This window comes from Gracilimonas sp., from assembly GCF_031581265.1.
Lineage (GTDB): Bacteria > Bacteroidota > Rhodothermia > Balneolales > Balneolaceae > Gracilimonas.
The window spans coordinates 17383-37389 of the sequence record NZ_JAVLBQ010000007.1 but is presented as its reverse complement, the minus strand read 5'-3'; the positions used below and the strand labels follow the sequence as shown (position 1 = coordinate 37389).

Annotated in this window: 17 protein-coding genes and 1 pseudogene; 4 read left to right on the top strand and 14 right to left on the bottom strand. The window is 41.7% G+C overall.

Annotated features, from left to right (window positions below; genetic code table 11):
* The first annotated feature begins 361 nt into the window (after positions 1-361).
* A complete protein-coding gene (locus RI561_RS04320; RefSeq protein WP_395078998.1) occupies positions 362-943 on the top strand; it encodes a DUF502 domain-containing protein in 582 nt (193 codons plus the stop codon).
* A gap of 171 nt (positions 944-1114) precedes the next feature.
* Here RI561_RS04320 and RI561_RS04315 read toward each other — a convergent pair whose 3' ends face one another.
* From RI561_RS04315 to RI561_RS04300, 4 genes are all read right to left on the bottom strand, one after another.
* Entirely contained in the window at positions 1115-2038 is a 924-nt protein-coding gene (locus RI561_RS04315; RefSeq protein ID WP_395078997.1) for an FAD-binding oxidoreductase, read from the bottom strand.
* Positions 2039-2152: 114 nt separating this feature from the next.
* A complete protein-coding gene (locus RI561_RS04310) occupies positions 2153-2929 on the bottom strand; it encodes a hypothetical protein (RefSeq protein ID WP_395078996.1) in 777 nt (258 codons plus the stop codon).
* Positions 2930-2988: 59 nt separating this feature from the next.
* Entirely contained in the window at positions 2989-3360 is a 372-nt protein-coding gene (locus tag RI561_RS04305) for a response regulator (RefSeq protein WP_395078995.1), read from the bottom strand.
* Between the two features lie 100 nt (positions 3361-3460).
* Positions 3461-4345: a hypothetical protein gene (locus RI561_RS04300; RefSeq protein ID WP_395078994.1), complete on the bottom strand. Its 885-nt coding sequence runs from the start codon at positions 4343-4345 to the stop codon at positions 3461-3463.
* A gap of 101 nt (positions 4346-4446) precedes the next feature.
* Here RI561_RS04300 and RI561_RS04295 point away from each other — a divergent pair, with 101 nt between their 5' ends.
* The gene (locus RI561_RS04295) at positions 4447-5556 is read left to right on the top strand and encodes an FAD-dependent oxidoreductase (RefSeq protein ID WP_395078993.1); all 1110 of its coding nucleotides are present in this window, start codon (positions 4447-4449) and stop codon (positions 5554-5556) included.
* Between the two features lie 141 nt (positions 5557-5697).
* On the opposite strand, the gene RI561_RS04290 is transcribed toward RI561_RS04295, so the two are convergent.
* A complete protein-coding gene (locus tag RI561_RS04290) occupies positions 5698-5952 on the bottom strand; it encodes a TIGR03643 family protein (RefSeq protein WP_395078992.1) in 255 nt (84 codons plus the stop codon).
* A gap of 564 nt (positions 5953-6516) precedes the next feature.
* Positions 6517-7209 (bottom strand): Bax inhibitor-1/YccA family protein, encoded by a 693-nt coding sequence (locus RI561_RS04285; protein WP_395078991.1) that lies wholly within the window; start codon positions 7207-7209, stop codon positions 6517-6519.
* A 204-nt stretch (positions 7210-7413) separates the two neighbouring features.
* On the opposite strand from RI561_RS04285, the gene RI561_RS04280 reads away from it, so the two are divergent.
* A complete protein-coding gene (locus RI561_RS04280; protein ID WP_395078990.1) occupies positions 7414-7617 on the top strand; it encodes a DUF2892 domain-containing protein in 204 nt (67 codons plus the stop codon).
* Positions 7618-8334: 717 nt separating this feature from the next.
* On the opposite strand, the gene RI561_RS04275 is transcribed toward RI561_RS04280, so the two are convergent.
* From RI561_RS04275 to RI561_RS04250, 6 genes are all read right to left on the bottom strand, one after another.
* Positions 8335-11049: a DUF5916 domain-containing protein gene (locus RI561_RS04275; protein WP_395078989.1), complete on the bottom strand. Its 2715-nt coding sequence runs from the start codon at positions 11047-11049 to the stop codon at positions 8335-8337.
* 116 nt (positions 11050-11165) lie between these two features.
* A complete protein-coding gene (locus tag RI561_RS04270) occupies positions 11166-11978 on the bottom strand; it encodes a DUF4097 family beta strand repeat-containing protein (protein ID WP_395078988.1) in 813 nt (270 codons plus the stop codon).
* An 11-nt stretch (positions 11979-11989) separates the two neighbouring features.
* Positions 11990-12604: a hypothetical protein gene (locus RI561_RS04265; protein ID WP_395078987.1), complete on the bottom strand. Its 615-nt coding sequence runs from the start codon at positions 12602-12604 to the stop codon at positions 11990-11992.
* 93 nt (positions 12605-12697) lie between these two features.
* The gene (locus RI561_RS04260) at positions 12698-12877 is read right to left on the bottom strand and encodes a hypothetical protein (protein WP_395078986.1); all 180 of its coding nucleotides are present in this window, start codon (positions 12875-12877) and stop codon (positions 12698-12700) included.
* Positions 12878-13259: 382 nt separating this feature from the next.
* Complete coding sequence (locus RI561_RS04255; RefSeq protein WP_395078985.1) at positions 13260-14051, bottom strand: HEAT repeat domain-containing protein; 792 nt, start codon at positions 14049-14051, stop codon at positions 13260-13262.
* A complete protein-coding gene (locus tag RI561_RS04250; protein WP_395078984.1) occupies positions 14044-14607 on the bottom strand; it encodes an RNA polymerase sigma factor in 564 nt (187 codons plus the stop codon). The genes RI561_RS04255 and RI561_RS04250 overlap by 8 nt, the downstream gene beginning before the upstream one ends.
* A 130-nt stretch (positions 14608-14737) precedes the next feature.
* On the opposite strand from RI561_RS04250, the pseudogene RI561_RS04245 reads away from it, so the two are divergent.
* Positions 14738-15385, top strand: a pseudogene (locus RI561_RS04245) (IS1595 family transposase).
* 354 nt (positions 15386-15739) lie between these two features.
* On the opposite strand, the gene RI561_RS04240 reads toward RI561_RS04245, so the two are convergent.
* Complete coding sequence (locus RI561_RS04240) at positions 15740-17074, bottom strand: nucleotide sugar dehydrogenase (protein ID WP_395078983.1); 1335 nt, start codon at positions 17072-17074, stop codon at positions 15740-15742.
* 140 nt (positions 17075-17214) lie between these two features.
* Positions 17215-19884 (bottom strand): alanine--tRNA ligase, encoded by a 2670-nt coding sequence (gene alaS / locus RI561_RS04235; protein ID WP_395078982.1) that lies wholly within the window; start codon positions 19882-19884, stop codon positions 17215-17217.
* Positions 19885-20007 lie beyond the last annotated feature (123 nt).

Here is a 20007-nt window from a genome sequence, read left to right as displayed (position 1 = left end):
TAGGGTTCGGAGGTGGTTTAAACGAAAATTCCAATGGCTGCTTTCTTTGTTCATTTTGGCTTGACCCAAAACGAACCAAAAACTCAAGAAAACATTAAATCGCATACGTTTTGGACTATTTTGAATTGATTACTTAACTGATCTAAAGTTCAATTAACTATACTTTCCCGATGTTTTCGGAAATTGACGCGCTAATCGAACTGCTTCGCTTTTATTTTTGCCAAAGACTCTTTGTACTATCTCCTGAACCAAATCCGGGATGACGGGCTACTACTACTGTATGAAATGAAAATTACCCTGTAGCTTCACATCTTTAAAGTTTTCATGGTAGATTCTTTAAAACTTATAAATCATCTCTCCTATGAAAACGATTTTAAATTACTTCTTTAGAGGAATGCTCGTGATTTTGCCGGTCACGGCAACAGTGTACTTGGTATATATCACGCTGGTATCAATAAATAATCTATTTAATGACTTATTCTACAGCTGGTTTGATCTTGAAATCCCCGGCCTTGGCATCTTAACTGGATTTTTTGCCATTACTTTGGTTGGGTTTATTCTTACTCAAAAATATGCCCGCCCCCTTCTACACTTATTTGAAAAACTTTTGGCTAAAACGCCTTTAGTTAATATTGTTTATGCCTCCCTTAAAGATTTGACTGAAGCATTTGTAGGCGATAAAAAGAAATTCACTAAACCGGTTTCTATAGAATTCAGTGAGCCCGGAGGCATGAAACGACTCGGTTTTATCACCGAAGAATCGCTTGGGCAGTTTGGTTTAAGGGATGAAGTAGCCGTTTACTGTCCCCACTCCTATAATTTTTCGGGAAATTTATACATCGTACCTAAGGAAAAGGTAACCCCTATTAAAACCGATTCCACAAACTTTATGCGGTTTATTGTATCGGGTGGTGTTACCAAAATACATACCCAAAATGATTAATAGAACGTGTTTACCGATTAAAAATAGCCTGGAGAAACCTCTGAGCAAAGTAACCTCGCAGCGTCCGAAGAACCTGCGAGCGTTACGGGATTCTTACCAGAAAGCAAAACACTACGAGGACTTACAGACGCTCGCAGGTTCTCCAGATAAAATTACTAACCGGTAAACGAGTTAATAGACTTCCTCAAAAGTGCGGTCGCCGGGTTTAACTTTACGGCGCATTTCATCCCAATCCCATTCATCGGGATGCATATCCATATAATCTCCTTTAATGAGTAGATACTCAGGATAACCTTTCTTGGACAAGCTTTTGTAGATGCCATTTTCCATCCCCTTGATACCACAAATATAAATAAGCGTGTTTTCTTGTTTTAGGATGGGATCAAGGATTTCTGCCTCATCTTCGATGGCGGTTTGCACATAATATTTAGAACCATCAGGACGACGATCTTCTCTCGATATTTTTGCGATATAGTGAAAATTATCATGCTGCTTTTCCATTTCCATGAAATAATCGGGATAAATGAGATCGGTTCTGTAGGCTGCACCAAAAACTAATGCGATGTGTCCTTGGAAACCCGAGTCAAGCAGCTCCATAATCATTCCCCGAAATGGTGCAATTCCGGTTCCGGTTGCAAAAAAAACGTAATTAAAATCTTTTGGATTTTCGGGTAACAAAAATCGCTTTCCGCTGGGCCCTGTGGCCTTTACCGTGTCACCGGGTTTTAAGTCAGCAAGGTAATTGGAACAAACTCCGGTGTATAATTTACCATCAAGCTCCTCAATGGTTCTTTTAACTGTGGTTGAAATAAGGTGAGACTTCCCGTCTTCTCCTTCCGTGGGCGAAGAAACAGAGTATAGACGAAGTTTATGAGGTCTTCCCCTTTCGTTTTCACCGGGAGGCAATATTCCAATTGACTGACCAATCCGAACCCTTCCCTCCAAATCGGTTCCAGAGACATCGAAAGTCATGTGTCGTACAAAATTTGGGCTGCTTTCTTTGGTACAAATATAGTTTTCTACAACAGTAATCTCAGTTGGATCTTTGGGAGAGTAGATATTGAGTTCAACTTCAGGAAGGGTAATTTCCGCCATTTTAGGTATTGGTGATTAAGTTCAAATAAAAAAGCCCGCACCTTCATCGGTTGCGGGCTCCAAAAATAGGTGTTTCTGACTTAGAAATAAAATGTTAGTCCGGCTGAAATAACATTACTGGTTACTGATTCTGTCGCGTACCAGTTCATCTATGGTTGGGCGTTCCCCTCTTTCATTCATCAATTGTTCAGCTCTTTGGTGTGTAACCCCAAATTCACGCATTCTTGTCAGGTTTTCTTTGGTAAGTTCTTCTAAAGTGTATCCAAGATCCAACATATTGCTGGTGAAATAAGCCGTTACACCTGCATTTTCAAGATCTAATAAATCTTGAACAGAAAGTTCGTATCCCAATTCTTTCATCATTCTTGTGAAAGTAACACTGACTCCGGCATTCTCAAGTTCTATAAGTTGATCTATGGTGATATCAGGATAACCGACTTCTTTTATTCCGGCAATGTATGAAGAGCTTACTCCTGCATTTCCCAATTCTACCATCTGGTCAAGGGTTACATCGGGAAAGCCGGCTTCTCTTACATTACTGGTAAATGTAGCGGTAACGCCTTCGTTTCTTAAATCAATAAGTTCCTCACGGGTGAGGGTTCCATATCCCATTTCCTCCATCCATTCGCCCATGCCCGTCAAAATTTCTTCATCCGGCTGATTTAGGGTTTGAACAATATTGTCAACCGGATTAAAGACAATGTTAGAAAAGTTCAGCCTTGATCCGGTGTAAAAAATCAACGTAGCGAGGAAGGCAAATAGCAATATATAATTCGCAATATTTGACGTTGAGGATCCCCCGGAATTTCCCGAACGCTCATTGATATCGAGATTTCGGCCTTGCTCGAGGTCCTCTAAATCATTCTTTAAATTCTTGAATTTTGTACTCATAAAGTAGCCCTTTTGTTCAACACGCTATATTACGAATAAAAGAAAGAAAAGATACAATCTCAGGAGGGAATCAAATCAAGCGATCGGGTAAGCTCACCAATGGTAAATGGTTTGGATACAAGGTCAATACAACCGCTTTGTTTGGCACGATCATAATTTACTTTATCAGAATTTCCGGTTAGATAAATCACATTTGTATCAATGTGATTTTTAATTTCATTAATAGCCTCAATACCATCCATCTCCCCTTTTAAGCGAATATCCATGAGTATAATCTCAGGTTCATGTTCTTTAGCAAGATTTATACTTTCTGCTCCGGATGCAGCTTTTCCAACTAAGGTATACCCCAATTTTTTGATCATATTTTCGACCACGAGTGCAATAATCATATCATCTTCTACAATGAGTACCTTTCCTTTAGAATCAGCCAATGTATTACCTAAATGTCTTGGTATGTTTAATACTTATTTTAGTTATATATAATAGAGTAGCAAAGAACTGTTTTGTTACAAAATTTTATCGAATATTTTGTTATTGATATTTTTCCTGAACCATTTTTATCGATTTTAGTTCAACAAAAAATCCTTCCTCAATATCAATAAAAGCTATCCAACCCTCAAAATTTTCTCCGGAATAATTAATGGGAACGGCCCAGCAATATCTAATCTCTATTATATCATCTTCATCATTTTTAAAAGGAAGTATTACTTTTTGGGGCCTCTCTGTAACATCATCTTCTTGAACGACATAAATTTCATCTTCTCCCGTGAAACGTCGCATATCAATCTGCCAGTCCACTAAACCTGCTTGTACTTCAAGGTATCCATAGTTCACAAATTGCGGTATCATTACATCCTTATACCAATTTCCCCATATTCTATTTACACCTTCTGCATCCACAAAAACCGTTATTTCAGTATCTAAGACTTCTACAGAATCTATGGTTTGATTTTCAAATGTCAGTTTCCATTCAATATTTGCACTATACTCATCGGGGCGGCCACAATTTATGCACCCCGGAAGTGGAACCATTTCTTTTAATACCAATTCGGTGGTATCATCAACACCCGTGTATGAACTGTTTTTCAGTAGAATTTCTTTTGCTGCCGTTAAAAGTGTATCCGTTCTAGTAACTTCTATCCTAACTATCTCTCTATTAGCCGGCTCACAAGGATTTTCCCCATCTTCAAACAAAACCTCACTAAAACCTGTTAAACCATATTCATTTAGGGTTGAACATAATTGACCATTGTTTGCTGCATGATATTCTTCGTTCAATGCTTCTAACTCAGGTTTTTCAAGGGGGGAAATGCGGGTGGGGTATCCTCCATAGTCTTCTTGTACTGTGAGTAGATCACATGAGGAAAATGCGATACCAAAACTTAAGAAAACTGCTAAATAAACTGTTTTTTGCACGGTTACGGCCTGTAATATGATATACTGATATTACCGAAATAAGCACCTTTATACAACCTTGTTAATTTGTAATTTCAGCTAAAACACTTTTTTTATCATCTATGAAGCATTCAAAAAATGTATTTGTAATTGGATGTGGTGTCAGTGGCCTCAGCTGTGCTTTACTGCTCCATAACAAGGGGTGGAATGTGACTATTATCACCAAAGAGCATCCAGAGCAGGTCTCTAAAAATCCTGAATTTGCCAGTTTAATACCGGCTGCTTCCATTATTCCTCACACTCTAAGCTCTGATATTTCGGAGGAACTTTTCGCCGGCAGTAAGGCCTATTTTAAAAAACTTCATGAACAAGGATTTCCGGGAGTTAAAATTGACGAGCATTATGAGCTATTTGGCCACTACAGAGACGTCCCTCATTATGCAACTCAAATGGATCATTTTGAATCCTTTTCTACCTTTAAAAAAGGTTTTTACCCTCATCATCCCGATATCGAGATTTTGACAGGCTGGAAATTTGACTGCTATTTTGCTGATTGGAGTCAATACTTCCCTGCCTTGTTAGAAGAGGTTAAAAAGTCCGGTATTGATATAATAGTACAAAAACTGAACCGAGATGACCTAACTGCCCTTCCATCTGAAATTATTGTCAACTGTACTGAAATTGGCGCAATTGAATTATTTAATGACCCTCATGCCATAATCTATCGGGGACATATTTTAAAAATCCCTGGAGCACCCACTCTTACAAACCCGGAAGGAAAACGAGTTTCCTATAATTTCTCACCGGGTGGCGATATTTTTCAAAGTGAAAGTGGTTTTCAGCAAGATGTGTATTGTTACTCACGATCTGATGGTTGGGTTTGGGGTGGCAGTAGGCAAAGGGGCATTCTTTCAGATTCCGGTTCATGGGATATTGAAGATAATAAAGGGGAAACACATTCGATTGATGGTCATGATGTGCCTGTAGAAATATCACAACTCAATAAAGAAATTATAGAGCATTCTTTTGGTATTAATACGGCTGAATTTGAACCTGTTTCTACAAAAATGGGGTATCGTTATGTGCGTAAAAATCAAAATGGACTTCGGCTTGAAAAGGAAAAATTGGGCGACAAATTGATTATTCATAATTATGGCCATGGCGGTGCCGGGGTTACTTTGAGTTGGGGGTGTGCGGAGAAAATGGTTGAAATGTTAAATGTTGAATTTTAAATGTTAAATGGTAGGCATTTAACATTTAAAATTACTGTAGCCAGTATTAGGGAGATCCCGGATCGGCGTCTACGCATGCGCTCCGACTTGTCCGGGATGACGGACTATTATTACATAGGAAGTTGTTTTGAACAATACGTGTCAATACTGGTTGGGGCTTACGAATCTGTTTACTTCATCTTTGCGTTTTTTGCGGTGTTTGGTATACCGGCCGGAAACACGTTTTCGCCACATTTTGAAGCTTGAGGATTTCATTTCAGATCGCATGAGCTCAATGGTATCTTTTTCATTTAGTCCAAACTGGAATTCTATCGCATCGAAAGGGGTACGGTCTTCCCATGCCATTTCAATGATTCTGCTTTTATCAGCTTTACTGAGTTTTTTGTGCTTTGCCATATCTTTGTTTTGATATGTATTACAAAAAATTAGCGCATTTCAATCCGCTGGGATTACGGTAAGGAAGAATATTCAATATTGAACAGAGGAATATTCTATATCGAAGTGTAGTTGTCCGGGTTTTTTAAAACGAAGCTACCCAAAGGCTGTCATCCCGCACGGAATGAACATGGAAATGTGGGGTCTCCCGCCATTGGGGATTTATTTACCAATGGGACGTTGTTGAACAACACAAGTTGTATTAGGGGGATTGCTTCGTTGTTAGAGTATCCCCACCTACGTTATATGTTGTTTCCGCCTCGCAATGACGGGTTTTCATGGGTTTTAAAGTGGTATTTTAAAAACCCCTCCACCAACCCGTCATTGCGAAGGCTGACTTGAGCGATAGCGAATACAGCCTGCGGCAATCTGTTTAATCATAGCAATGCAATATCCTCTGTCTCGCTGTTTCACATCCCAAGCCGAATCAGGGAGATCCCGGTTCTGCAATTTCGCTTTGCTGCATCTTGTCAGGGATGACGGGGTTTTTTATGTGGTTCGGAGGTAGTTTTTTAGAACACTAAATCACTTACGATCACCGAATATGCGGAGCAGCATGATGAAGAGATTGATGAAATCGAGATACAGGGCTAATGCGCCCATGATAGCCCCTTTACTTCCCTCTTCACTGTTTATGTCCAGCTCAAGGCTCATTTTTTTAATTTTTTGGGTATCGTATGCTGTCAGTCCCACAAAGACTAACACCCCAATGTAGGTAATGGCCCAATAGAGCGTCTCATTATGCCAAAATATATTTACTACGCTCGCAATAATGATTCCAATAAGTCCCATGAAGGCAATATTTCCTATGGATGTGAGATCCGTTTTAGTGAAGTAGCCATAGGCACTCATCACCCCAAAATTACCGGCGGTAATAAAAAATGTTGAAGCAATAGATCCCGCCGTATATACCAAAAATAAAATGGAAAAAGTGAGTCCGTTTAAAGCAGAATACAATAAGAAAAGGGAAATTGCTTTGGTCGCGTTCATGCTATCTATGCGCCCCGATAGCCACACTACCAATCCCAATTCTGCAATGATAATTCCAAAAAACAGAATCTGGTTACCGGCTATAATATCAATTAAACCTGTATTGGCTGTTCTGAGTGCTACAAAACCGGTAATAGCAAGGGCCAGGGCCATCCAACCGTATACCTTATTTATAAAACTTACCTGTATGGATTTGACCTGCTCGGCTGTTAATTGGTGTGTATTCATCTATTTTCTTTTTCTCAGTAAAATTAGTTAAGATTCAATTGGCCCTGTGAAGCTTCTATTAACTTCACAAAACCTTCAAAGTTAATGTTTATTGTGTGATGAAAATACTAAAACTTATAGCGGTTTGTGTACTTTGCGTACTGATTATTATTGGTTTGGTATTTCTATTTGATTCAATTTTTTAATTCTAATAATGAGGTTATTATGAAAAAGAATATGGGCTCTGCTGACAAAATAATTCGTTTTATCCTGGCTGCTATTTTTGTGGCTCTTTACTTTACCGGAACGGTTACTGGCACTGCCGGAATCGTGTTGATTGTCTTGGCCGGTGTGTTTGTGCTTACCAGCTTGGTGAGTTTTTGCCCTCTTTACGCTCCTTTTGGGTTGAGTACGTGTAAGGTGGAGTAGGGTGTTAGGTGTTAGGTGTTAGGGAGATCCCGGATCGGCGACTCCATTTCATTTCGTCTTTTCCGGGATGACGGACATTTATGGAGTTCAGAGTAGATTTAAACGAAACTACCTAGAGGCTGTCATCCCGCACGGAATAAACATGGAGATGCTGGGTCTCCTGCCATTGGGGCACTTACTTGCTAAGGGCGCGTTGGTGAACATCAAGCCTGTGTCCAGGAGATTGTTTCGTCGTTATATTTACCAAATCGACATTATACTTTGACGTTTCCTCGAAATTGTAGGTGTTAGATAATTCGTTGACAAAAGTTTAGGAAAGTGAAGTCTCCCCTGGAGGGGAGATAAATCAGTCAGTTGTTCCTGACTGATTTTGAGGGGTGTTGGTGCCAAGGAAAATGTAGTCTGATACAGCTCAGAATCAAAATTAATGGAGATAATGAGATAATAAAAGACGTGTTGCCCTTAGCTTCAACACCCACCGCCAGACTTCGCATCTGCTCAGTCAGGCACCTCCTTCAAGGGAGGACTTTAACGTATTATTTGAAAAACTAACTAGTAGGTGTCAACGAATTATCTAACATCTACAGCAATGATGGGGTTTTTATGGGTTGGTGGTGATATTTTTCCAACTCGCTATTGCGTAAAGTAAAAAAGGACATACAAGTTGTATGTCCTTTTCTATTTTGTGAATCTAACTCACTGAAACTTATGCCAACATTACCTGCCGAACCAGTAGCTTAGTTTTACTAAGAATACGTTGGTTGGTTTGGCATCGAAGAGGTCGTTGAGCTGGTCGCCAAGATTAAAGGCGCCGATTTGGGAATAGTCTTCGCGCTGTTGTTGCCATACTAAATACAGGGTTGAACCGGGGGTATATTCCCAACGGAATACGGCATTTCCTTGTACAGAACGGAAGTTGAAGTCCGGATCTGCAAAGCTGAATGAAGAAGAACTTCCGCTGCCATCGGGATCAATAGTGTACGTTCCATTCTGCTCTTCGATAGAGCCAATATCTTCCCCGTATACATCATAGTTATAGGTTCGGGGTTGAGCCACTTCCTTAAAGGAGGTGAAATCACCAGTGGAGACAAAGGGCCTGATGTAGGTCTGCAAACTCATTGTGGGACTAAAAGTCCAATTCAGGCGCAGATTGGCACTAATGGTATGCTGTTCGATATCTGAAAAGACATACCGCTTTCCATAGGTATGTGTGGCATTGTCATCTTCAACTGCCGTAATATACTGATCTATGTCTGCTTGGTGGGTGTATTGTGGGCCAAAACTAAGCTGAATAAAACTCGTTGGACGATAATTTACATTTGCCCAAATTGCATTATCAAATTCACCGGCTACTTCCCGTCGGATATTTCCACCGAGGTTAAAGCTGATGTCTTTACTGCGATCTGTATTGATATCCCCACGTAAATTCCAGTCCTTAGGTCGTTCTATAACAGGCCCGCCTCGACTAATGCGATCATTGTACTGCTTAAAGTTATAACCAAGATTGTACCTAAATGACCATTGGTTATTGAACGAAAAGTACCCCCCATTCATCACGCTATTTCGAATTTGATCTCCATCATAATTCCAACCTCTGTCATGGCCAAGAAAAACTTCATAATAACGAAGAAAATCAGGATCTGTTTCACGATATACCAATACGCCCCCTACCCATTTCAAGTCTGCACGGGTTTGGAAACCCAGGTCATTGACCTCATATCCGGGAGACGTTTGGGAGTAGGTTACAGCTGCAAGCCAGGGATCATCGCCGCCTTGTTTTTTGAGGCTTAGTTCCGTTGAAAACCCCTGAAGGGCTGTTTCATCTTCATCCACGGACAATACATCGGAATCCACCCTGTTGAAATATCGAACGGGGGAACGCTGGGTTCTTGCGATTGCATCAGGACTCCCTTGCACGCTGCTTACAGATAATGCTCCGCTTGCTACCCATTTTTGATCTGCAAACTGGTGTTCATAATCCGCTCCAACAACATAGGCAGAACTATGCATGAAATCTTCAAAATAGCGTCCATCCAGAGAGCGGTTTACTGCTGTAGCAAATCCACCCACATAGGTATTCCCTTTGTTGAAATCCTTTTTAACCCGTCCCACTAAGTAGTTGGTGGCCGGTTCTACTGCGATAGATCCATTGTTTCCATTGCCAAGGGTATAATCCGCATTTTCTTGGACTGTGTAGGCATCTAATAACCCAACTGACCAACCATTCTTAGTTTTACCACTTAATTTGGCTGCTGTAGCAATGGTTGTAAAGTCAGGTACATCGCTATACTCAGAATTCATGTCTGCCCGGCTTGGAGAACCCTGTGGAGAACGACCAATCCTTCTTGAGTAGAAAGGCCTTGGAGCGTTGTATCTCATAAATGTTTTTGTTTCCCCAAACTGAAAAATATCCCTCCCCTCCAAAAAGAACGGACGTTTTTCGGAAAAGAAATTCTCATTTGCTGTTAAATTTATGACAGCAGGATCCGCTTCCACCTGCCCAAAATCAGGATTGATGGTAGCTGATAATGTCATATCCGAAGTTATACCATATTTTATATCGGCACCGAGGCGGCCAGCAAAATCGTTATGCTCATAATAAGGGTTTGCCGTATTTTGATTAGGTACCCGTGTTAAATCAGCGGAAACGTATGGCATCACCTCCAGTCGTCTTGGCTCAGATAAATTTTTGATTCCATTCAGCTCAGCGAAGTTTGATACTATCCCGGAGGCCGACTGAGGAGTGGGTTTCCAAAATATATCCTCCCCGGTTCGCGCGATACTACGCTGGAAATTAACTCCCCACTGTTGTTCATCAGCCTTTGCATTAAAGCGAAGCTGCGATAACGGAATCTTCATTTCGGCAGACCAGCCGAAGTCCGTTATTTGAGCTTTTGCTTCCCAAACGGCATTCCAACTAAAATCTTCGTTGGTATCATTTATAATCATAAAATCTCTTTGAACGCCCCGGGGGTTCACTCCAAAAACAAATCCGGTTCGTTGATCATTGTAGCTGTCAAATCCCACGGTGACCCAATCACTTGACTCGTTTCCATCTCTTCGAAATAAAGGAGCCACAATGGAATCAGGGGCAGAATCATAAGCATTTATGCCTACATATATATGTGAATTGGTGTAGAGTACTTTTGCCTCTGTTCTTTTGGTAGCGCGGGCGCCATCATCGGGAGCACGCTGTGTAAAATGGGTGGCTGTTGGCAGGTTATTCCATACTTCTTCATTCACTAAACCATCCAGCTCCAGTTGTGCATCATTATCTAATTTAAAGGCATTTAGGGAGGGCGAATCTGCGCGACCTGACCTGATATTTTTCTCCTTTAAAGAGTCAATTATTCTCGTGTTTTGATAAGAATTTTGGGCCTGTGTGCTAATGGCAAAACACAGTAATCCCAGGGTTAAGCATACAAATCTCATAGTGATATTTTGTTTAGTTAGAAAGGAGTCCTATCCCTGTAACCACCTATATGGTAAATGATTACAGCTCCCAACGATTTTTTTTCTTACACGAAGAGCAGAAGAAAAAGTTACCCTTAATTTTCTTTTTTCCTGATGGAAATATCGCCATGCAATGTTTTAAACAGAAACTCAGGTCCGCCCCCGTTTACTTGTCCTATAATCCATTTATTGATGGCAATTTTAAACTCATTATCATCGTCAGACTCAGACTTTGAGCTGCTTCGGTCTATATCCATATCAAAGTTGGTGTACACATCGCCCCATTCGGTTTTCATTTTTGCTGTAAAGGCTGCATCCTCAGGAAATGAGACCTCCATATCTCCATTCACCCCGGTAAAAGACATCGGGTTTTCTTGATTGATGGCGGTGAAATCTATATTCATATCGCCGTTAACGCTATTGACCAGTACCGTACCTGCAACATCGGACACCTCAATATCACCGTTCACAGCACTTATTTCCATCTCTCCGCGAAGTCCGGAAACTTTTACATCTCCCTGTACCGTATTCAACTTCAACCCAAAGTTTCGGGGAACTAAAACCAGCATCTCCAGATCGCCATTGGGCATAGGGCCGGTTGTTATATGGACTTCATTATCTTCTTCGGTGACCTCAAGGCCGAGTCCGCCCCCGGAAATTCTGCGAAGCCCGTCTTTCATGGCTTCACTGTCGTCTTCATGCTGCTCTTCCCCATTATAATTAACAATCACGTTATTTTGGTTATGGGTTCGCACCTCAATTTCATCTGAGAACATGGCACTGATCACGAGCTTTCCGGGCTCTCCGGGGTTTGAAAGAGGCACGTCAATGCTGTTTTGAGCAAGTGCCGGGATGGTTAAAGCACTTATAATGATTCCTAAAAGGATTGTTGTTTTTAATTTCTTCATGGTAGTTATTTTTATGATTTAATTTTTTTGATGTAGGCGTTTCCATTTAGTAATTCGAAACGCAGTTCAGGTCCGCCTTCGCCAAATTGTATGGCATCGGAAACGTCAATGCTGAACCGTTTCATCCCATCCGTATTACGTTTCTTTCGGTTTGATACATGTTTGATTTGTTCGAAGTCGGTATATAATTCACCGCGTAAACTCTTAAAGGTTACAAGGGCTGATAAATTTTTTGGAGCAATGACCTCGATAGAGCCATTAATGGTTCCAAAATCTGCTTCTCCTGAGGGAGCTTCTGCATATTCCACCTTCACATCCCCGTTAATGGTTTTAGCTTTGACAGGTCCCCTTACTTCACTTACAAACACATTTCCATTTATATTTCCTGCGCTGGCGCCATTGAACATACCGGTAATACTGACTTCCTTCCCGTTAATGGTTGAAAGTTCCGACGTCATTTCTCTCGGAATTTTAATCTGTAAGTTGAATTCAAAATTGAGTTCATTTTCATCATAGCTGTGATTCCTTTTCTTTCGGTGGAAAGAGTAATGCAGTTCATTTCCTTCTAATTTTATTTCGGCATCAGGGTGTCTTACAAAAACAAAAAGGTTGTTCTGCCCACTCAATCGATCCAGGTAAATTTCATCGGGATTTATTCCGCTATTGCCTGATTTGTCTTTAATAATCTTCTCACCGGTAATCAGAATGTTATCACCATTCTATCCGACCGCCTCTAAAGTCCCGTTTATGTTCTTTAAATGAAAGATGGTCTTTGCATTAAACTCGGAAGCCGGAATTCGCATTTCTACATCTTCAGACGATGAGCTCGTTGAACTTGGTTGCTGTTCGGCACTAGTAAATCCAAGTCCCCATATCAATAACGGTATTATCCAATTCATAATTAATTACTTTATTCTATTCCCGTTTATAGTGTTTTCATTGTTATACACTGATGTCAGAAGAAAAGGTTACAGGGTTTTTGGGGTTGGGGATTTGAATATCGAATATTGAACAGAGGAATATTCAATGTCGAAGGGTATTTTTCCGGGCTTTTTAAAACAATGCTACCCAAGAATTGTCATCCCGAGTCGCTCGTAAATTATGGTGAGCTCGTTGTTTATCGCGAGGGATCTCAAATAATAAAACTACTTGCCAGATCAATATTTGAGACCCATCGCGTAATACTATCTATTCCTCCCTAACTCATTTCCTGCTCTGGGTGACAAGTTGTTGGAAGTTAATTTAGTAATAGCAATGACGGGGGTTTTTTGAAGAGAGGGATTACATTAGTACAGCGATGCTGCTTTGGAGTTTTTGTTCTACGGTGTAGTCGAATTCTCTCTCCTGCAGGAGACGTTCGAATTCTGAGGCTCCGTTTTTGAGTTCCAGTTCAATCATGGCGTCCGCAAGTTCAATGATCACAATAGGGGATTCTTGTTTGGCGATGGAGCGTACTAATCCCTCGCGTACATACTCATTATCTCCCAATCGCTTTAAGGCCTCAATAGCCTGTACGCGAACATTTACGCTGGAATCTTTATTGAGTGTGAAAAGCAGGGCTTGTATGGCTTCGGTGTCGGCTGAGGGGAGTTCGGTGCTGATATTCACGGCTTTCAGCCGATCGGCGGCGGATGAGCCTTCGAGCATATTTACCATCATCATTTCCTTCATGGCCTGCATCTCCTGACTCAGCTGTTCAATTTGAGTTTGGTTATTATTATTTAACAATGTCCCGGCAAATCCACCTATCAATAACAGTACCACCGTGTAGGCCAATCGCGGCATCGTAATTTCTGCTGCCACATTTTGTATGTGGTGAATAAGGTATTCACTCCATGATTTTGCTTTAGCCTTCTTTTCCTTTTCGAGCATCGTATAAAAGCGGGTACTCAGCTCATCGGATGGTTTGGGAGTTGAAATCGTATCCAGATCATCATACATCTTTTCCAGCTCACGAAACTCGGTAAAGTCAATTTCACCGTTTGCAATAAGTTCCTCCACTCTATTCTTACCGGCTTGTTCCAGGTTTCCGGATATATAATCGGCTATAAGTTGTTCATAGTTCTTATTCATAGCTGCATTCCTCACTTAACATGTTTACCAAATCTTTGATCTCTTTTAATGCCCTAAACATCTTTGTTTTGATGGCCCCTTCCGTGGTGTCCAGGATTTGAGCAATTTCTTTATATTTGAGTCCTTCAAAGCGACTCAATATCACAACTTCTCTTTTCTCATCATCCAGACGATCGAGGGCAATTTCGAGTAATTCTTTTTTCTCTTTTTTGTTTATCACTTCCGGCTCTTCGGTCTCTTCTGACTCCAACCGGTTTTCATAAATTTCAACCGGCACGGCCTCTCTTTGCTTCTTTCGATAATGATCGATGTGTGCATTTCGGGCTATGCTGAATATCCAGGTACTGAATTTACCATCGCCGGTATAGGTCTCTCGGTATTTCAGGATTCGTTCAAATACGGACTGCACAAGATCTTCGCTGGTGTCAGTGCATTTACACATCCGATAGAAAAAACTGAACAACGGCCGGTTATACCGTTCAAAAAGCAAACCTAACTTATCGAGGTCTCCTTTTTTTACCTTCATCATAAGTGCTTTATCCGATGTTGAATCCAACTTTTCTATCCCGGGTTTTGTGTTTTCATACTTATACACTCATCCCAGGGGAAAAGGTTACAGTTTCGTTATTGGTATTTTTAAAGGGTCAAGATAACTTAAGGAAATTTATAATTCCGTAAGTTATTGCATGCCAATCAATAAAAAACTTGTTTACCGTTCAAAAATTTCAGAGGGTAAATTCAAGCAGCTTTTGAAGCTTTTTTGTCTAGATTTGACCGCCACTCAGATAACCGAATTGAATCACCTGAGTCCTAATTCTGTAAACAAGTATTTGAAGGGGATTCGTGCTCGCATTGCTCAGCTTTGTGAGAGCCCCCTTTTAGTGGGCAAGTTGAAGTCGATGAATCTTACTTCGGTGCCGCAGGACCAAAGGTAAACGAGGCCGGGTAGCCAGAGGTAAAACCATTGTTTTCGGTATCTTTAAACGTAATGGAAACGTGTATTCAAAAATTACTCCAAATGCTTCCAAAAAAGCCTTCAAGGTGTTATTCGAGGCAAAGTGAGTCCCAAGTATTATTCACTCCGATTGATGGAGAGGCTGTAACGGAGTGGGGTATGCCAAACACTTTTGGGTTGATCACGCTTGCAATGAATTTGTCAATTCGACCAGTGATATTAATGGTATTAAAGGGTTCTGGGGATTTGCTAAACCCGATTAGTTAAGTGTCGGGGAATGTATCCGTTCACGTTCTATTTGCACCTAAAAGAGTCTGAATTTCGGTTTAATTATCGTAAAGAAAATATTTCTCCAAAATTGTTAACATTCATCAGTTAAGAACCGCTTAAGTTTTCTTGACCCTTATTAAATAATAAATCAATAATTGATAAAAAAAACCAACCTATACAGTAATCATATATCTCTAACTAGTCAGTTGCGTTTTCTTCCAATTTTTCTAAAACTGTGTAATATGCCTCTTCAAAGTGTTCTGCCGTGTATATTTTAGAGTCTTTGTTCATATTCTTTGAGGAACTCAAAATGAAAAATTAAAGATTAGAAATTAGTTTGCTTAAGATACATGAACTGAAATCACACTATATATTTTCTTAGTCCCGAATTCTAGTGATCAAAATGATCAATAGTATTTAAGGCGTTATACCTAATTTTAATCTTTAATTTTTCATTACCCTGTCACGCTTTAAAAATATGAATATCATTTTTGACCTCAACACTCGCCATTGTATTCCTCGTATCAATAATGCAGTCACTCCACTCAGCAAGCTCTACATAATCAATGCTCGAATGATTGGTGGAGATCAACACGGCATCAAAACCTGAGACATTTTCTTTATTCCACTCAATAGATTTTGCTCCTGTCCAATCTGCATGTTCACGAGTTGGCAACACCTCAGGAATGAACGGATCGTAATAGGCAATTTCAGCTCCTTTTGCTTTGAGCAGATCAAAGATCTTGAAAGTTGGGGATTCACGCATGTCGTCCACATCCGGTTTGTAGGCGAGTCCGATCACAAGGATCTTGCTGCCGTTCATAGCTTTTTTGTGGGTGTTTAAGGCGTGCATGGTTCGGTCCACCACGTAGGTGGGCATATTCGTGTTTACCTCTCCGGCCAGCTCAATGAAGCGGGTGTGCTTCTCAAACTCGCGGGCTTTCCAGGTGAGGTAGAACGGGTCAATGGGAATACAGTGTCCACCCAGCCCGGGTCCGGGTGTAAATTTCATGAAGCCAAACGGCTTGGTAGCCGCCGCATCCAGCACTTCGTGTACATCAATGCCCATGGCTTCGTAAACCACCTTCAGCTCATTCACCAGGGCAATATTAACCGAGCGGAAGATGTTTTCGGTCAGCTTGGTGGCCTCGGCGGTCTTGCAATCAGAGACCGGCACGGTTTGCACAATTGCCGTATCGTACATGGCGGTGGCCAGCTTCAGGGCCTCGTCTCCATGTCCGCCCACCACTTTGGGGATCTTGGCGGTATTGAAATCCGGGTTGCCCGGGTCTTCGCGCTCGGGACTGTAGGCTACATAAAAATCGGTTCCGGCTTTCAGTCCGGAGTTCTTCTCCAAAATTGGGATCATCAGCTCCTCAGTCGTCCCCGGCCAGGTAGTAGATTCGAGGATCACCAACTGCCCCTTCCGCAAATATTTTGAGACCGTTTCAGTGGTCTGCTCCACATAGCTCATATCCGGCTCGCGGTGGTGGTCAAGCGGCGTGGGCACACATAACAAAATAGCATCGGCTTCATCGAGGCGGGAGAAATCGGTGGTGGCATCGGCTTTATCGGAGTTGGCGAGGATTTCCATCATCTCGGTTCCGAGGTGCTTGATGTAGGGGATACCGTTTTTCAGGTTTTGGATTTTCTTTGGGTCAATATCAAAACCGAGGACGGGCATTCCGCTTTGGTGGAAGGTCCACATTAAGGGTAAACCTACGTACCCTAAGCCTACGATGCCTATGGTGTAGTTTTTGTATTCTATTTTGTTTAAAAGACTTTTTAATTGATTCATTTAACAGTAATCTTTTTTAGAGCTTAAATTTTGCTAACAGTGCTTTCGGTTAAGTAAAGATAAATTTAAAAAACTCTTTTTTTTTGTAATTACCTTGTGAAGACGCTTCAATTCCTCAAGATTACGACTTTTCGAACTTTTCACTTATCTACTGAATCAATCAATTCATTCACTTTTTCTAAGGCTTCGGCAAGTTTTTCGGGCTGACGTCCACCGGCCGTTGCTAAGTTAGGCTGACCGCCGCCGCCGCCGCCAACAAGCCTTCCAAGCTGACCAACCAATGCCCCGGCCTTCAATCCTTTTCCTTTGATGAGATCGTCGGTAACAGCCACCATCAAATAGACTTTGCCTTCGTCCTCATCCCTGGTACCAAGTACGATGACGGTATTCTCCTTCACTTTCTGAAGACCATCATAGCCTAATTGTTTGAGGGCATCCATATCGGCGCCTGAGATTTCCCCTTTCACCAGTTTGATTCCCGAGTCATATGAACTGGCACTTTGTATGAGTTCATCCAGCTTGGCGCCCGTGTTTTGCATCTGTACTTTTTCGAGCTCCTTCTCGAGGGCTTTCTTATCCTCGATCAATTTGTTGATGTCAGCTGCCAAGTCCTGGGTTTGACCGATAGCACCTTTCACCTGTTGTAATAAATGTTTTTCATTGCGGAGAAGCTTGTCAGCCTGAGTTCCACAAACCGCCTCAATTCGTCGGATTCCTGCTGCCACAGAAGTTTCATTAGTGAACCGGAAATAGCCGATCTCACCGGTAGCGCCTACATGGGTACCCCCACACAATTCCACCGAATAATCTTCGTCAAAAGTAATTACCCGAACGGACTCACCATACTTTTCACCAAACAACATCATGGCACCTCGCTCTTTGGCTTCATCTATTGGCACATTTCGCTCTTCCTGCAGCGGGATATTTTCCTGGATTTTCTCATTTACCAACTGCTCCACTTCATCCAGTTGCTCATCCGTCATAGCTTCAAAGTGGGAGAAGTCAAACCGCAGATGCTCTTCATCCACCAGCGAGCCTTTCTGTTGCACATGATCTCCCAAAATTCCGCGAAGCGCAGCATGAACCAAGTGTGTAGCTGAGTGATGTTTTTGAATTTCAACGCGTCGGTCAAAATCAATGGAAGCTGTCCAGGTACCGGAAAGGTCTTCAGGGAGTTTGTCCACATAATGAATGAACTGCCCGTTAGACTTCTGCACATCCACCACTTTGATATATTCATCACCATTAGTAATAAGACCAGTGTCTGCTACCTGACCTCCACTTTCAGCATAAAAAGGAGTGCGATTGAGTTGCAGTGCAAAACGTTCACCTTCTTTTCGGTATGCAGTGATCTCAACTTCAGCTTCGGCATCATCATAACCTACGAATTCAAAATCGTCTGTATCTTTAAGCACATTCCAGGATTTGGAATCACTCTGATCCACAGAAAACTTACCTGCAGCGCGAGCACGATCTTTCTGGGCTTGCATGTGCTTGTTGAAGCCTTCCACATCTACCTCAACGCCACGTTCCCGGGCCATCAGTTCGGTCAAGTCAATAGGAAATCCATAAGTATCGTGAAGCTTGAAAGCATCCTCTCCGGATAATTTCTTTTTGCCTTCCACCATCTCATTGAACAACTCAATGCCCTGTCCCAGTGTTTTCAGGAAGCTCTTTTCTTCAGAGCGGATCACGTTTACGATATATTCTTTCTGAGCTTTGATTTCCAGGAACACATCCTTGAACTGCTCGGCCAACACATCCACCAATTTGTAGAAAAAGGGCTCTTTGAAATCCAAAACATCCCATCCATATCTAATAGCCCGACGAAGAATTCTTCGTATCACATAACCGCGCCCATCATTTCCGGGAGAAGCTCCATCTGCAATAGAAAAAGTAACCGCCCGAATGTGATCGGAAATAACCCGCATGGCAATATCTTTTTCTTCATCCTCGCCGTAGGTCAGTCCCGCCATATCCGAAATTTCATTTAGCAGCGGAGTGAAGACATCGGTATCGTAATTAGAGGTCTTTTCCTGCAGCACTGCACAAATTCGTTCGAAGCCCATTCCGGTATCCACGTGTTGGGCAGGCAGTTTTTCAAGGGAGGTATCCGGTTTTCTGTTAAACTGAATGAAAACCAGGTTCCAGATCTCCATGACGCGGGGATCGTCCATATTCACCAAATCGCGACCGGGTTTCTTTTTGCGTTCTTCATCGGAACGGAGGTCGATGTGTACTTCAGAACAAGGTCCGCACGGACCGGTTTCACCCATTTCCCAAAAATTATCTTTCTTACTACACTTCAGGATGTGATCGTGATCAATACTCGTTTCACTTTTCCAAAGTTCGATGGCTTCATCATCCACCGGCAGTCCATCAGCTTCATCACCTTCAAAAACGGTGGCATATAATCGGTCAGAATCAAGGCCCCATTTATCCACTAGTAATTCCCAAGCCCAGCCAATTGCTTCTTTTTTGAAATAATCCCCAAATGACCAATTCCCCAGCATCTCAAATAAGGTGTGGTGGTAGGTATCGTGGCCAACTTCCTCGAGGTCATTATGCTTACCGCTCACACGAATACATTTTTGGGTATCCGCCGCACGTTTCCATGTTTTTCCTTCATGTTGAAGGGCGTCTTCCTCCCCCAGAAAAATAGACTTAAACTGGTTCATCCCCGCATTAGTAAAGAGAAGGGTAGGGTCGTTTTTGGGAACTACAGGAGCACTGTCAACAATAGCGTGATTCTTTTCGGCAAAGAAATCAAAAAATTCTTGGCGAATCTGGGCGGAAGTCTTATGAGACATTAAATCTGATGTGTGAGTGTTGAATTTTAAGAGGTTTGAAGATAGGAAAAATATGCTTTGAACTCATCCGTGGTTTAAAGGGGATTTCAAATCATACAATCATACAGGGACGTCATCTCAGAT